General features: G+C 72.0%; 12 protein-coding genes. 7 read left to right on the top strand and 5 right to left on the bottom strand.

What is annotated here, in order from left to right; translation table 11 throughout:
* The first annotated feature begins 126 nt into the window (after window positions 1-126).
* Window positions 127-1,257: an NAD(P)/FAD-dependent oxidoreductase gene (locus IEY55_RS07650; RefSeq protein WP_189055430.1), complete on the top strand. Its 1,131-nt coding sequence runs from the start codon at window positions 127-129 to the stop codon at window positions 1,255-1,257.
* A gap of 34 nt (window positions 1,258-1,291) precedes the next feature.
* On the opposite strand, the gene IEY55_RS07645 is transcribed toward IEY55_RS07650, so the two are convergent.
* From IEY55_RS07645 to IEY55_RS07635, 3 genes are all read right to left on the bottom strand, one after another.
* Window positions 1,292-1,561: a DUF1876 domain-containing protein gene (locus IEY55_RS07645; RefSeq protein WP_189055428.1), complete on the bottom strand. Its 270-nt coding sequence runs from the start codon at window positions 1,559-1,561 to the stop codon at window positions 1,292-1,294.
* Window positions 1,562-1,601: 40 nt separating this feature from the next.
* The gene (locus IEY55_RS07640) at window positions 1,602-2,351 is read right to left on the bottom strand and encodes a sigma 54 modulation/S30EA ribosomal C-terminal domain-containing protein (RefSeq protein WP_189055426.1); all 750 of its coding nucleotides are present in this window, start codon (window positions 2,349-2,351) and stop codon (window positions 1,602-1,604) included.
* 200 nt (window positions 2,352-2,551) lie between these two features.
* Entirely contained in the window at window positions 2,552-2,959 is a 408-nt protein-coding gene (locus tag IEY55_RS07635) for a hypothetical protein (protein ID WP_189055424.1), read from the bottom strand.
* Window positions 2,960-3,212: 253 nt separating this feature from the next.
* Here IEY55_RS07635 and IEY55_RS07630 point away from each other — a divergent pair, with 253 nt between their 5' ends.
* Entirely contained in the window at window positions 3,213-5,408 is a 2,196-nt protein-coding gene (locus IEY55_RS07630; protein ID WP_189055422.1) for a phospholipase A2, read from the top strand.
* 588 nt (window positions 5,409-5,996) lie between these two features.
* On the opposite strand, the gene IEY55_RS07625 is transcribed toward IEY55_RS07630, so the two are convergent.
* Entirely contained in the window at window positions 5,997-7,220 is a 1,224-nt protein-coding gene (locus IEY55_RS07625) for a carboxylate-amine ligase (RefSeq protein WP_189055420.1), read from the bottom strand.
* 719 nt (window positions 7,221-7,939) lie between these two features.
* Between IEY55_RS07625 and IEY55_RS31935 the strand changes: the two genes are divergently transcribed.
* Together IEY55_RS31935 and IEY55_RS07615 are read left to right on the top strand one after the other, a co-directional pair.
* Window positions 7,940-8,641, top strand: coding sequence for a hypothetical protein (locus IEY55_RS31935; RefSeq protein ID WP_229686156.1), 702 nt, complete (start codon window positions 7,940-7,942; stop codon window positions 8,639-8,641).
* A 347-nt stretch (window positions 8,642-8,988) separates the two neighbouring features.
* On the top strand, window positions 8,989-9,927 hold the full coding sequence (locus tag IEY55_RS07615) for a hydroxymethylglutaryl-CoA lyase (RefSeq protein WP_189055418.1): 939 nt from the start codon (window positions 8,989-8,991) through the stop codon (window positions 9,925-9,927).
* A gap of 21 nt (window positions 9,928-9,948) precedes the next feature.
* Here IEY55_RS07615 and eat read toward each other — a convergent pair whose 3' ends face one another.
* Window positions 9,949-11,412, bottom strand: a complete 1,464-nt coding sequence (gene eat / locus IEY55_RS07610) for an ethanolamine permease (RefSeq protein ID WP_189055416.1) — start codon at window positions 11,410-11,412, stop codon at window positions 9,949-9,951.
* Window positions 11,413-11,706: 294 nt separating this feature from the next.
* Here eat and IEY55_RS07605 point away from each other — a divergent pair, with 294 nt between their 5' ends.
* The 3 genes from IEY55_RS07605 to IEY55_RS07595 are packed head-to-tail and all read left to right on the top strand — an operon-like array spanning window position 11,707 to window position 15,153.
* Entirely contained in the window at window positions 11,707-13,053 is a 1,347-nt protein-coding gene (locus IEY55_RS07605) for a glutamine synthetase family protein (protein ID WP_189055677.1), read from the top strand.
* A complete protein-coding gene (locus IEY55_RS07600; RefSeq protein ID WP_189055414.1) occupies window positions 13,034-13,780 on the top strand; it encodes a gamma-glutamyl-gamma-aminobutyrate hydrolase family protein in 747 nt (248 codons plus the stop codon). The genes IEY55_RS07605 and IEY55_RS07600 overlap by 20 nt, the downstream gene beginning before the upstream one ends.
* Window positions 13,777-15,153, top strand: a complete 1,377-nt coding sequence (locus tag IEY55_RS07595; RefSeq protein ID WP_189055412.1) for an aldehyde dehydrogenase family protein — start codon at window positions 13,777-13,779, stop codon at window positions 15,151-15,153. Before IEY55_RS07600 ends, IEY55_RS07595 begins: the two co-directional genes overlap by 4 nt.
* Window positions 15,154-15,226 lie beyond the last annotated feature (73 nt).

The following is a 15,226-nucleotide window of genomic DNA, read 5'->3' as shown; positions in this document are numbered from 1 at the left end:
CGCCCGGCCGAGGGAAACCGTGCCAGCGGGCCGGTTTCCTCGGGCATGCTCGGCGCGGAAACCATGATCGGCACGCCGGTCGTGGCACCCGGGTGGGGGATGCCCGCGAGACGACAGGGGAGCGGCATGCGCGTGATCGTGGTGGGGGCCGGGATCGTGGGGGCCAGCGCCGCCTACCGGCTCGCCCGGCAGGGGGTAGACGTTCTCGTCGTGGACCGGGCCGACGTCGGCCAGGCCACCGCGGCGGGCGCCGGCGTCATCTTCCCCTGGCCGGTCGGACCGGTCCCGCCGGCCCATGCGGCGTTGCACTGGGCCGCGGCCGACCACTACCCGAGGTTGCTCACGGACCTGGCCGAGGACGGCATCACCGACGCCGGCTACACCCGGGTCGGCGGGATGACGGTCGCCGAGGACACCACCCTGCTGCGCGGCATGCGGGACGAGCTGGTGGCCCTGCGCGGGCGCGGCGCCACCGGGCTCGGCGAGATCGACCTGCTGGCACCGGCCGAGGCCCGGGACCGCTTCCCCGTGCTGGGCCCCGACCTCGCCGCGGTGGCGGTGGCTGGAATCGGCCGGCTGGACGGCCGGACGTTGCGCGACGCCCTGTTGACCGCCGCCGCCCGCCACGGTGCGCGGCGCCGGGTCGGCGCCGCGCGGCTCGCCCGTGCCGGCGACCGGGTCACCGGCGTCGAGATGGCGGGGGAGGTGCTCGGCGCGCACGCGGTCGTGCTCGCCGCCGGCGCCTGGACCGCGGAGCTGTGCCGGCCGCTCGGCCGGGACCTCCCGGTCTACCCGCAGCGCGGCCAGCTCGCCCACCTGCTGCTACCCGGTGCCGAGACCGAACGGTGGCCGGTGGTGCGCACCCTCGGCGAGCACTACCTGCTCGCGTTCCCCGGCTCCCGGCTGGTGGTCGGCGCGACCCGGGAGAAGGTGGGCTTCGACCACCGGGCCACGGCCGGTGGCGTGCACGCCGTCCTCGACAACGCGCTCGCCACCGCTCCCGGGCTGGCCGAGGCCACCCTGGCCGAGATGCGGGTGGGCTTCCGCCCCGCCAGCCGGGACGGGCTGCCCCTGCTGGGGCCGCTGTCCGGGCTGGGCGGACTCGTCGTGGCCACCGGGCTGGGTGCCGGCGGACTCACCCTCGGCCCGATCACCGGCGAGGTGGCCGCGGACCTGGCACTGGGTCGCGAACCCGGCTGCGACCTGACCCCGTTGCGGCCGGACCGCAACACCCACCAGGTGGTGCCCACGGCTTGACCGCCGGCCCCTGGGGAGCCGGCGGTCAGCACCGTCAGACGCTGAGCCGCTGCACCCGCTGGTGGGTGTGCGACTCAATATCCATGGCCGCCGCGTGCAACAGTTGGTGGGACAGGTCGGACAGGGCGCGCGCGCTCGCCAGCTCATCGCCGATGGACGGTACGTTCTCGTCGCTGGGATTGCACCGCGCCGTGCCCTGGCCGACCAGGGCCTCGGAGTCCTTGCCGAGCAGCCGGGCCTCCGCCTTGGTCAGCCGGTCCACCTCGGTGATCTCGATCTGGACGTTCCACATCTTGGCGGGCATTGGGACCTCCTCGGATCGGGCTTGCCGGGCCGGCGCCGGATCACCGGGCCGGGCTGATCAGGCCGTACCGGCCGTCGTAGCGGCGGTACACCACGTGTCCCCGCCCACTGGCCGCGTCGACGAAGAACACGAACCGCGCCCCGGTGGCCGCCAGTCGCTCCACCGCCTCGGCCGTGGTCAGCCGGGGCGCGCTGGCCCCCACGACCGGGAACGGGGCGGGTACGTCACGGTCTGGCCGGATCCGGATCAGCCGCGGTAGGCCGGCCGGGTCCCGGAACACCACCGCGTCGCGGTCGGTGGTGGCGTCCCGGAAGAGGAAGAAGTCGTAGTCCAGCAGCTCCATGTCGAAGGCGGCCTCCTCCGGGGCCAGCCGCTCCGGCGCGTAGGTCTTGTGCCGCACCACCCGGGGCTCCTCCGCCGGCAGCTCCGGGTTGCGTGCCGACGCGAGCGGCTCGGCCGGCCGGATCCGGCCGATCCGGGCGATCCGGGCGAGGTTGCTCAGCCGCTCCCGGAGCCGCTCGTGCACCAGGTCGACGGCCTCGGTGAAGGTGGGTGCGGCCGCCTGGGCCCGGACCCCGGTGCCGGCGACGTCGAGGTTGACCTGGGCGAGGGCCGGTTCGGCGGGATCGGCCGACCGGCTGAGCCGGACCCGGGCGTAGGGCACCGGGCCGGGACAGTCCCGGCTGAGTGCGAGCACCCGCTCCCTGGCGTACTCCGCCGCCCGGGACGACACGTGACCGCCGGTCTGGACCCGGACCCTGGGCATCACCGACGCGGCTGACCCGGTCATGGCGACCTCCCGCTATACCCGAAGTCGCCGGGGCACCACCCGGCCGAGCGCGGGGACCTGCCGCTGGGTGGGAGGCCGGACCACCATCACCCGTTCCGGTCCCCGCCTCCTCGTTGGGCTGCAGCACCCAGTCTGCGCCGGACGGGTCGGGCATGCCAGCCCGGCCGCCCGGTCGTGCGCCCCCGGCGTTGCCCCGCCCCTCAGCCGTTGCCGTTGCCCGACACCAGGCGGTGCACCACCCGGGCCATCCCGGCCCGCACCTCCTCGGCCGTGGGCACGATCGTCTCGGTGGGCACCAGGTCCTCCGGCTCCGGCTCGGTCAGCTCCCCGTTCGGCCCGGTGGTCTCGGCCTCGGCCGCCGCGCGCAGCTCGGCGATGTCGGCGAGCACGTCGTCGGGGGCCAGCGCCGGTAGCAGTGGCTCGACGTCGGCCAGCACGTCCTCGGAGTCCACGGCGACCGCCTCGGCCAGCGCGATGGCGTGCGCCCGCTCGTACGGCCCGCAGATGAACGGGTCCCAACTGTCGTCCCAGGAGCGGAACGTGACGACCCAGGGCACGTCCTGCAGCGGGGAGCCGGGCTCCGGCTCGTAGATGATCACGCCGCCCACTGATTACCCCTCCTCGCTCGCACCCCTCGCCTCCGACGGTAATCCCGGTCCGCGAGCGGCACCGGCCGAGCCGGGCGCACGCCGTGCCCGTCGCTTCACCAGCGCGTTCACCCCCAACCATCGACACACCCGGCACCGGATGGCCCACCTGTGTTTCTCGCCTGGCGGCGGGGGGTGACACGGGGTAGACACCCCATCGCCTAGCCTCAGCCCTTCGTAGCCGGACCGTGACCTTGGCGAGGAGGGCCCGCCGGTGCATCCCCCCGACGGCACGACCCTCACCAGGGCCAGCGACCGTGCCGGCGAGCCCACCCGGCCTGTCCTCTCCGGCCCGCGCCGGCTCACCGCCCTGCTGCCCTGGCGGCTACCCCAGCTCCCACTGGCCGTGCGTGCCGTCGCGGTGGTCGCGGTGGTCTTCCTCTGCGGACTCCTGCTCTCTCGGCCGACCGACCCCGGCAACGGACCGGTCGACCCGTCGGTGGCCGGCGCCGCCCGGGTGGCCGCGGCGCTGGCGCACCCGAGTGTGGACCGCGACCCGGTGGCCGATCTGCCCGCCGACTTCGCCCAGCAGTTCGGCTACGAGCCGATCATGGTCCGGTTCCCGGACGGCAGGCTGCGCGCGTTGCATCCGCGCGGTGACTGCTCGGCGCCCGGCGGCGCCACCGCCTACGACTTCGATGCCGGCTGCAAGGCCCACGACTTCGGCTACGACGTACTGCGGTATGCCGAGCGCAAGGGCCACCCACTGGGCCCGGAGGCGCGGCGCGGGATCGACGACCAGCTCGCGGCCGACATGCACGCCCGCTGCGCCACCCAGCGCGGGCACGACGTGGTGGCCTGCCACGCGCTCGCCAACACCTACTCGGCTGGCCTGACGTTCAACTCCTGGCGGCAGCGGTACGGCCCACCCAGCTACGAGCCGGTGGCCTCCTGGACGGCCGGCCTGGCCGTCATCGCCTGCCTGATGCTGGCGCGCCGCCCGGGCCGGTTCCGCGCGCCCCGGCCCGCGCCCGCCACCCCGGCCGTCGGCCACGGCACGAACCGGGTGGAGCACTTCCTACCGCTGGCCAGCATCCTGCTCGCGCTGGTCGGGATGCCGCTGGTCGTCGCCCTCGGCTGGGGCGGGGAGGGGCTGGCACCGCAGCCGGGCCTGTGGATCACCATCTGGGTGCTGCAGGTGCTGCCGTTGTTCTTCTTCGCCGGTGGCCGCGCCAACCTCGCGGTGTGGCGGGCGGTGCGCGAGCGCGGTGGCGGGTACGTCGAGTTCCTCTGCGAGCGGGTGGGCCGGCTGTTGCGGCCGGTGGTCGCCTTCGTGCTCGCCTGGCTGATGCTGCCGCTGGGGCTGGGCATGCTCGACGCCGGCGCCCGGCTGGACGGGCTCGGCTGGCTGGTGGCGCGACCACTGTGGTACCTGGGCGTCTACCTCCTGGTCGCCGCGGCGAGCCCGGTCGCGGCGTGGCTGCACGACCGGTTCGCCTGGGCGGTGCCCACGATGCTGGCCGCTCTCGCCCTGAGCCTCGACCTGGTCCGGCAGGCCACCGACAACGCGCTGATCGGCTACCCCAACGTGCTGGTCGTGGGCCTACTGGTGCAACAACTGGGGTTCTGTCACGCGGACGGGCGGCTGGCCGGGCTGAACCGACGCACGCTGGCCCTGGTGGCGTGCTCCGGGCTCGCCGCCCTGGCCGTGCTCGTCGCCACCGGCGCCTACCCCCGCACCCTCGGTGGTGAGTCGGGATCACCGTCGGGGCTCAACCCACTGGCGGTCTGCGGCCTGGCGCTCGCGGCGTGGCAGATCCCCTTCGTGTTGCTGTGGCGTGGCCGCGCGGCCCGGTGGCTGGCGCGGCGTCGGCCGCTGCGGCTGCTGGGCCGGCTGGGCGCGACACCGGTGACGTTGTTCCTCTGGCACATCGCGCTGGTGCTGGTGGCCGTCCGGCTGCTCGCCGTGCTGGGCGTGGAGGTGCCCTGGCCGGTACCGGGAGCCGGATGGCTGGCCGCGTTGCTGGCCCTGGTCGCCGTGCTGGTGTTCGTGTTCCGCCGGCTGGAGCACACCGAGCTGCCGGTCCGGGCCGGGTCCCGCGTGGAGTCCGCGCACGGGCGGCTCGCCGCCGCGCTCGGCGTGGGGTTCGCGGCGCTGGGCCTGCTCGGCTTCGTGGCCACCGGATTCGCCGCCGGCCCGCAGGCCCGCACCGTGTGGTTTCTCGACGTCGACCCCATGCAGAACCTGCTCCACCTGCTGCTGGGCGTCTACCTGGTGCGGGCGGCCCGGGCCGGGATCACCGGGCGGCCGCTGCCCTGGCTGCTCGGCGCGCTGGCGAGCCTGCCCCCGCTCCTGCTGCCGAACCCGGCCGTGGTCACCCAGCTGCTGCACGGGGGGATGCTCGCCCTCGCCGGCCTGATGCTGCTCGTCCCGCGCCGGCACGTGGCTGTCCTGCTCGCACACCGCTGATCCGTCCGCGCCGCCGGCGTCGCCGAGGTCGGATTCTTGCCGGGAACCGCAAGATCTCGCGCGTATCTGGCAGCCCGGGGCGATCTCTTTTTCACGGGTGGGTTCACCCCCGCGAGGGGGTGTACGGGAGGTGGGTCCGGGGCCACGACCAGCGGTTGGCGCATCCGCGGGATCGCCGCCACACCGCTGTTGCGGCCGACGCATTGGGGGAGACCGGCCCACCTCCTGCCCACCCCACGCATGGGCGCTGCCAGGACTCGCCCCGGGGGTGTGGGGCATCGGTCGGCATCGGCTGGGGGTGGTGCCGACCGATGCCTCAGCTGACGGGCGGAGATTCCTCACGCGCTGTCTCCGAGCTGACGGCCGGGGAGCAGCGTCGGGAGAGCGCCCGATCGGGATTGACGGCTCACCGCCGGTGGGCCGACCGATCAGGGCGAGCGCCCCGGGATGGGCCGGCGCGACGACCGTAGGGAAGGCCAGCAGCGATCTCGACCGGCGACCCGGCCGCATGTTGTCCGGCGCCAAGCCACATCGCCGCCCGCCTCCTCGCGGCCGGGCCACGCCACCGGTTCCCGGCCCAAAACCCGATCAGACCGGGCGGGGCTGAGGGATGAACAGGGTGCCCGGGGTCTGTGCGACGAGCATGTCCACGACGTCGACCAGGCGTCCCCGTCGGGCGAACGCACGACGTTGCCGGGCCGACCCGGATCCGCGCGCCAGCAGCGACTGGAGCACCTCCTCGACCAGGGCCATGTCGTCGCCTTCGACCAGGGCCGGGCGAACCCGCCGCAGCAGATGGTCGAGCGCGACCTCCACCGGCACGGTGCGCCCGGTGACCGGGTCGAAGCAGTCGCCCTCCAACCCGTCGTGGGCCGCGCGCCACAACGCCGCCCGCAGGTCGGACTGCCGCAGCACCGGGCCGGGCCGGCCGGCGCGTACGTCCAGCATGGCCATCGCCACCAGCCCGCGGGTCAGCGCCGCGAGCAACGCGGCCTCGTCGGCCGTGGGCGCCACGTCGCAGACCCGGATCTCGATGGTCGGCTGGTGGTCGGAGAGCCGGATGTCCCAGTAGATCATCCCGCGGTCCATCGCCGCCCCGGTCTCCAGCAGGGTGCGCACGGTGGCCTCGTAGTCCGCGGTCGAGTCGAAGCGGGGCGGGGGACCGGCGGTGGGCCAACGGGCCCAGATCATGGACCGCCAACTGGCGTGCCTGGTGTCGCGCTGGTGCCAGAACGGTGAGTTGGTGCTCAGCGCGAGCAGCAGCGGTAGCCAGGGCCGGAGATGGTTGCTGACCTGCACGGCCGAGTCCGGGTCGGGCATGCCGACGTGTACGTGGCAACCGCAGATGGAGTGCGTGTCCACCAGCCCACCGAACTTCTGCGCCATCCGCAGGTAACGCTCGGCCGAGGTCAGTGGTGGGGGAGTGGCCTCACCGAGCAGGGCGGTGCCGGCGGCCACCAGCCGCAGGTCCTGCTGCTCGGCGGTGTGCGCGAGGCTGGCGCGCAACCGCTGCAGGTGGTCGCGCAGCTCGCCGGCGCGCAGGCAGACCGGACTGGTCGTCTCCACCTGGTAGAGCGTGATCTCCCGCTGCAGCACCGGCGAGATTCCCGTGCCCGCCGCCAGCACGGCTGTCGCCGCCGGTGCCACCCGCCGGGTCGCCGCGTCGACCAGGAGGAACTCCTCCTCCACACCGACGGTGAGGCGCTCGGCCACTTCCCCCGGGTCGCGGGGGATCGCCTCGGCCGAGACGGGCGGCGGGGTGAGCCCGGCCGCCCGTGGCGTGCCGGTACCGCCGGGTTCGACGTGGTTCATCGCGAGCGCCTCCCTGACAGCAGTCCGCCCGGTTCGCGGGACGGAACGCCCAGTGCGCGCGGTATTCGAGTGGAAGCTATCGGTAGTCGTAGGGCTGTCGCGTGGTGCATTGGGTGGAAACACCTGCGGTTCCGGGCGGGGAGCCGAGATGCCGACCACCTCCTATGGTTACCTCTTCCGGAGCAGTGTGAAGGCCCCCGGACAGATGACGCTTCCCCGACTTCCTGGCGGGCCGCCGGTCGGCTCCCCCACCGGGGACGCGATGCTTTCTGCTGTGGTCACGGTAGTTTCAGTGCCAACCAAAATGCCATGCGCACCGTGACCGACCTTCGCCTGACCGTTATCGGCCACGTCAGCGACGGGCCGGTAATCGAACGATTGGCCCGATAACCGGCTGCGCGCACTTCTACCCCAGCATGGGTAGGAAGTCGCGTTCCTTCTCGTGAGTACGGCACGCTGCTTTCGCCCGCAGCATCCCCATGTTCCGCGCAGGCAGCTCAACCGCGTGATCTCGCCGGGGATCGCGCCGCGTGCGCGTGAACAGCTCGAATATCCCGGAATACCAGGACTTCTTCGCTGATCATCCACAGTGGACGGCGAGCGAGTCCGTGATCGGCAACGCGGTCAGGGCCCCCTGAGTTTTTCCTGAGAGCTTGAACCGCGCTGTCCTCCGCCGCGTATCGAGGGTCGTAGTCGGCGCCCAGCAGAAGGGGAAAGTAGTGGGTCGACAGACACGATGGATCGCGGCGGTCGGCGCCATCGGTACCGCTGCCGTCTTGGTGTGGTGGACCACCACGGCGAATGGGGCGCAGCCGGAGGCGGCGACGCCGGCCGCACAGGTGCAGCAGCAGGGCGTGGTGTCCGAGCCGGAGACCACCACGCCCGAGGCCCCGGAGGCGCCGGATGTGTCCGAGGGCTACGCCCCGCCGCCGGGCTCGGTCCCCTCCGAGCAGCCGCCCGCCGGCAACCAGACTCCCGCCAAGCCGAACCCGCCGGCCGACTCGGGTGCGGGTGCCCCGAAGGGGGTTACCACCAGCGCGCTGAAGAAGGTCAAGCTGTCCGCCATGGGCGAGGCCGTGGCCGACAGCGAGGGCTTCCTGCTCTACCGCTTCGACAAGGACACCGCCAAGCCGCCGAAGTCCAACTGTGCGGGCGAGTGCGCCAAGAAGTGGCCGCCGGTGCTTGCCCAGGGCAAGCCGACCCTGGAGGGCGTCGACCCGAGCCTGGTTGGCACCGTCAAGCGCTCCGACGGCACCGAGCAGGTCACGCTCGCCGGGTGGCCGCTGTACCGCTTCGCCGGTGACCCCAAGCCCGGCGCCTGGAAGGGCCAGGGCCTGCAGGGCGTCTGGTTCGTCGTGGCCCCCGACGGCAAGCGCAACGTCAGCTGCCTGCCCAAGGGTGTCACCCCGCCCCAGTCCTGACGTTGCCCCCTGCCATAACAAATTCCCCAAAGTCCATAGTGGACGACACACTCCCTCGCGTCGTCCGTCCCTGGGCGAGCGCCCGGTGCATCCCCCGTCGCGCCGGGCGCTCGCGTATGTCCGGGCACCGCTGCGTTCGCTGCGGCGCATTCAACCTGTCTCCACGCTTCCACCCCCTGGGTGACCTCACCGCCCGACAACCGACATCGACGTCCCCGACCGCGTGCGTGCACGCGGCGGCACGCGCGGGGAGAGTGGGAGACTGGACGGCGACTGTTAGTCAGCGTTAACTTGGTTGCTGGCTTCGCCGCACAGGTTCGCCGTGGGGTGGCGATGAGGAGGTTGGGATGCGGGCACCGCAGCGGGTCGCCGGTACCGGGCTGCCGGGACTGGTGACCATCTGGGAGGTCGGCGCGCGGGACGGGCTGCAGAACGAGGCCACGACCGTGCCGGTCGAGGTCAAGCTGGAGTTCCTCGACCGACTCGCGGGTGCGGGCCTGCGCGTGCTGGAGGCGACCAGCTTCGTGCACCCACGGTGGGTACCGCAGCTCGCCGACGCCGACGAGCTGTTGACTCGGCTGGGCCGCCGGCCCGGCGTGCGCTACCCGGTGCTCGTGCCCAACGAGCGGGGGCTGGACCGGGCGTTGTCCACGGGCGTGGAGCACATCGCCATCTTCGCCGCGGCCACCGAGACCTTCGCGCGCCGCAATCTCAACCGATCCCTGGACGAGCAGTTCACGATGTTCGAACCGGTCGTCACGCGGGCCCGCGCCGAAGGGCTGGCGGTGCGCGGCTACGTCTCGATGTGTTTCGGTGACCCCTGGGAGGGCAACGTGCCCCTCGACCAGGTGGTGTCGGTGGGACGCCGGTTGCTGGACATGGGCTGCCAGCAGCTGTCCCTCGGCGACACGATCGGCGTGGGTACCCCGGGGCACGTCCGGTCGCTGCTGTCCTCCTTCACCACCGCTGGTGTGAACGTCGACACTCTCGCGGTCCACTTCCACGACACCTACGGCCAGGCGTTGTCGAACACCCTCGCCGCCCTCGAGTCCGGCGTGACCACAGTGGACTCGAGCGCGGGAGGACTGGGCGGGTGTCCCTACGCCAGGTCCGCCACGGGCAACCTCGCCACCGAGGACCTGGTGTGGATGCTCGACGGCCTCGGCATCGAGCACGGAGTCGACCTCGAGGCGTTGGTGGCGACCAGCACCTGGATGGCGGGGCAGTTGGGGCGTCCCAGCCCGTCCCGGGTCGTCCGCGCCCTGTCCGGTACCGAGTCGGGCTGACTTTCCGTACCGGGACAACGTTCAGGCCAGCTCGCTCTCGGCCTCGGCCACTGCGGCGAACTCCTCCTCGGGTGCGTTGGCGACCAGGCGGTGCCGGCTGTAGAACCAGAAGAAGGCGATCGCGGCGAGGAAGATCAGTGCCGTGATGGCGGCCGCCTTCATGTCGACCAGGAACGTGGCGACCACGGCCATGATGGCCAGCACCAGTGCGATGCCGGTGGTGACCACCCCGCCGGGGGTGCGGTACGGCCGCGGCAGGTCCGGCTCCCGCACGCGGAGCACGATGTGCGACGTCATCATCAGGACGTAGGAGACGGTCGCGCCGAAGACCGCGATGTCCACCAGCATCGCGCCGTCACGGGTGACGGCGGCGAGGACGAACCCGATGGTGGCTGGCACGAGCAGGGCGGTGAACGGAGTCTTGCGTCGTCCGGTCAGCGACAGCCAGCGTGGCAGGTAGCCCGCCCGCGACAGCGCGAAAAGCTGCCGGGAGTAGGCGTAGATGAGCGAGAAGAAGCTCGCGACGAGCCCGGCCAGACCGACGTAGTTGATGAATTCCGACAACGCGGTGTTGCCACCAAATGCTGCCCGGACCGCGTGCGGCAAGGGGTTGTCGGATTCGGCGATCGCCGACGAGCCTGCTCCGCCCGGGGCGACCACCAGGATGAAGGCGGCGAACACCAGCAACACCAGCATCGCCCCGATGATGCCCTTCGGCATATCCTCGCTCGGGTCGCGCGCCTCCTCCGCGGCCAGTGGAACGCCCTCCACGGCAAGGAAGAACCAGATCCCGTACACCAGGGCGGCCAGTGCGCCCGCGATCCCGAACGGGAGGAAGGCGCTGGCACCGAAGGCATCCGTGGGCGCGATGTCGAAGAGCTTTCCGGTGTCGAAGTGGAAGATCATGCCGGCGACGAACGCCACCAACGCCACCACCGCGACGGCGGTGATGACGAACATCAGGCGCAGTGCCTCACCGACGCCGTAGAGATGCACCCCCACGAAGATGGCATAGCAGGCCAGGTAGATGGGCCAGGCGTTGGTCAGCCCGAACAGGCCGAGTGCCTCCACGTAGCCGCCGATGAACACGGCGATGGCGGCGGGTGCGATGGCGTACTCGATGAGGATGGCCGTGCCCGTGGCGAACCCACCGAGCGGGCCGAGTGCGCGGCGCGCGAAGCCGTAGCCGGCACCGGCCACCGGCATCGCCGCGGCCAGCTCGGCCAGGCCGAACACCATGCAGGTGTACATCGTGCCCATCAGCAGCGTGGCCAGGAGCAGGCCGCCCCAGCCGCCGTGGGCGAGCCCGAAGTTCCAGCCCGCGAAATCCCCGGAGATCACGTAGGAGACACCGAGCCCCGCCAGCAGCACCCAGCCGGCCGCGCCGCGGCGGAGCTGGCGGCGGTGGAGGTAGGCCGCATCGACCCGCTCGTAGTCGGCACCGGCCAGATGTCGTTTCCCGTCACGCACAGCGCGCCCCTCCATCGGTTGTCGGTGCGCGGCGCGGCCGTCCGCCCGCCGCGGCTGGGCCGGTCGCAATGGGTCAGGGGCTGACCTTTCAACCGGATGGGCGAAGAGAGTCGCGGTACGCCGGGTTGCTGTCAAGGCGCGGCGGGAAACTTTCCGATTGCCGGTCGGAGGTGTTGACACCGGCTGACGCGGGGTGCTTGCATCCGAACCTCCAAAAGGTCTGGTTCAAGTGCCATTGCGGCGCGGGGCTCGGGCACCGCGGGCGCGGCCGGTGAGACGAGGAGGCACGGGGTGGGACGGACCGAGGGCATGCTGACCGTCGAGGAGTTGCGGGCCGCGGTCGGGGCCGGTGCGATCGACACCGTCCTGCTCGCCATGACCGACATGCAGGGCCGGCTCCAGGGCAAGCGCCTGTCGGCGCGCTACTTCCTGGAGGAGGTTCTGCACCACGGGGCGGAGGCGTGCAACTACCTGCTCGCCGTGGACGTGGACATGGCCACGGTGGACGGCTACGCGATGTCGTCGTGGGACCGCGGCTACGGCGACTTCGTGCTGCGTCCCGACCTCGCCACGTTGCGTGCGGTTCCCTGGCACGAGGGCACCGTGCTGGTGCTGGCCGACCTGGCCTGGGAGGGCGGCGACCCGGTGGTGGCCTCGCCGCGGCAGGTGCTGCGTCGGCAGCTGGACCGGCTCGCCGAGCGCGGCTGGACCGCCTTCGCCGGGACCGAGTTGGAGTTCCTGGTTTTCCGGGACACCTACGAGGAGGCGTGGCGGCGAGGATACGCCGATCTCACCCCGGCCAACCAGTACAACGTCGACTACTCGATGCTGGGAACGGCGCGGGTCGAGCCACTGCTGCGCCGGGTCCGCAACGCGATGGCCGGCGCCGGGATGTACGTGGAGTCGGCCAAGGGGGAGTGCAACCTCGGCCAGCACGAGATCGCCTTCCGTTACGCCGACGCGCTGACCACGTGCGACAACCACGTCATCTACAAGACCGGCGCCAAGGAGATCGCCGCGCAGGACGGCATGAGCCTGACGTTCATGGCCAAGTACGACGAGCGCGAGGGGAACTCCTGCCACATCCACCTGAGCCTGCGGGGTGCGGACGGGACTCCGGTCATGGCCGGACCGGGCGAGCACGGTTTCTCCCCGGTGATGTCGCACTTCCTGTCCGGCCTGATCGCCTGCCTGCCCGAGCTGACGCTGCTGTTCGCCCCGAACATCAACTCCTACAAGCGGTTCGTGCCGGGCAGCTTCGCACCGACGGCGGTCGCCTGGGGGCGGGACAACCGCACCTGCGCGCTGCGGGTCGTCGGGCACGATGCCTCGCTGCGGGTGGAGAACCGGGTACCCGGCGGGGACGTGAACCCCTATCTCGCGATCGCCGCGATGATCGCCGCCGGGCTGCACGGGATCGAACGTGAGCTTCCCCTGGAGCCGGCGTTCGAGGGCAACGCCTACGCCTCGGACAAGCCGCGTGTCCCCCTCACCCTGCCGGCGGTGGCCCGGCTGTTCGGGGAGAGCAAGGTGGCGCGTGCCGCCTTCGGCGACGAGGTGGTGGAGCACTACCTCAACGCCGCACGGGTGGAGGTTGAGGCGTTTTCCGCCGCGGTGACCGACTGGGAGCGCAAGCGTGGTTTCGAACGACTGTGACAACGGCGTGCCCCGAGCGGTTGTTGGGGTCACCACGTACTCGGAGGAGGCCGGTTGGGGAGTGTGGCGACGTCGCGCCGACCTGCTTCCACGTTCCTATGTGGACACCGTTCTGGCATCCGGCGGGGTTCCGGTGCTGTTGCCTCCGTTGCCTTCGGGCGCAAGGGAAGCCCTTCGCGCGGTCGACGCGCTGGTGATTGCCGGTGGGGCCGATGTCGATCCTGCGTCCTACCGGGCCGAGCCGCACCCGAAGACCACCGGGGTCCGTCCGGAGCGGGACGCGTGGGAGCTGGAGCTGCTGCGGGAGGCGCTGGCGCAGGACCTGCCGGTGCTCGGGGTGTGCCGGGGCATGCAGGTGCTCAACGTCGCCTACGGCGGAACGCTGACCCAACACCTGCCCGATGACGTCGGACATCTCGAGCACCTGCCGGCTCGTGCCCTGTTCGGTACCACCGAGGTCCGGGTGACCGAGGGAAGCCGGGTGGCCGGCATGGTGGGGGACCGGTGCACGGTCTCCTGCTACCACCACCAAGCCGTCCGCGACCTCGGTACGGGCCTGACCGCGGTCGCGTGGGCGGCCGACGGCACGGTCGAAGCCGTCGAGGACGGTAATCGTGAGTTCGTCATCGGGGTGCAGTGGCATCCCGAGCAGGACATCGACGCTCGGCTGTTCGCCGGGCTGGTTCAAGCGGCTCGCAAGCGGGCGCGCGTGAGGGAGAGCTGGTGACCCAGACGCACGACGTGATCAACCCGGCAACCGGCGAGGTGCTGCGCACCGTGCCGTTGACGTCGGCCGAACAAACCGACCGGGCGATCGCCGCGGCACGGGAAGCGTTTCCGCCCTGGCGAGCCGTGGCGCCCGGGGACCGGGCCAGGCTGCTACGCCGCTTCGCGGACCTGGTCGACCAGCACCGGGAGGAGCTGGCCGAGCTGGAGGTGCGCAACTCCGGGCACACCATCGGCAACGCCCGCTGGGAAGCAGGCAACGTCCGGGACGTCCTGCACTACTACGCCGCCGCGCCGGAACGGCTGTGCGGCCGCCAGATCCCGGTCCCCGACGGCGTGAACATCACCTTCGCCGAGCCGCTCGGCGTGGTCGGCGTGATCGTGCCGTGGAACTTCCCCATGCCCATCGCGGCCTGGGGGTTCGCCCCCGCGCTGGCGGCGGGGAACACCGTCGTGCTCAAGCCGGCGGAGCTGACGCCGCTCACCGCGCTGCGGCTGGGCGAACTCGCCCGGGAGGCCGGCATTCCCGAGCATGTCCTCCAGGTCCTGCCGGGACGCGGCTCGGTGGTGGGGAACCGGTTCATCGAGCATCCGGACGTACGCAAGATCTGTTTCACCGGCTCCACGGAGGTGGGCAGGCAGATCATGGCCGCTGCCGCGCGGCAGGTGAAGCGGGTGACGCTGGAGCTGGGCGGCAAGAGCGCCAACATCGTCTTCGCCGACGCCGACCTGGAACGCGCCGCCGCCACCGCACCCTACGGGGTCTTCGACAACGCCGGGCAGGACTGCTGCGCGCGCTCGCGGATCCTGGTGCAACGTAGCGTCTACGATCGGTTCCTGGAGCTCTTGGAGCCCGCCGTCAAGGGTGTACGCGTCGAGGATCCCGCACGGGAGGAATCCGAGATGGGTCCGCTCATCTCGGCGGCGCAACGAGATCGCGTCGCGTCCTACGTGGACGGCGATCGGGTGGCGTTCCGCGGTAGCTGCCCGGACGGGCCCGGGTTCTGGTACCCGCCAACGGTGTTGCTCGCCGAGAACGGGACCGAGCGCAGCTGGCGCGAGGAGATCTTCGGCCCCGTGGTGTCGGTGCTGCCGTTCGACGACGAGGCCGACGCGGTCCGGCTGGCCAACGACACCGAGTACGGGCTGTCCGGCTCGATCTGGACCCGCGACGTGGGTCGCGCGCTGCGCGTCTCCCGGGCCGTGGAGGCCGGCAACCTCTCGGTCAACTCGCACGCGTCGGTGCGGTACTGGACCCCCTTCGGCGGGTTCAAGCAGTCCGGGCTGGGGCGCGAGCTGGGACCGGACGCGCTGACGGCGTTCACCGAGACCAAGAACGTGTTCATCGCGACGTCAGGAGGCGACCATGAGTGAGCGGCAACTCCCCGCCCATGGTGGGGGAACTCGTGGGAGCCAACCTGATGCGGGTGACCTGAAGGACATGGGA

This window comes from Longimycelium tulufanense (assembly GCF_014645795.1).
In the GTDB taxonomy this organism is placed as follows: Bacteria; Actinomycetota; Actinomycetes; order Mycobacteriales; family Pseudonocardiaceae; genus Longimycelium; species Longimycelium tulufanense.
Note: the sequence above shows the minus strand (reverse complement) of the source record. Positions and strands in the feature narration are given on the sequence as shown.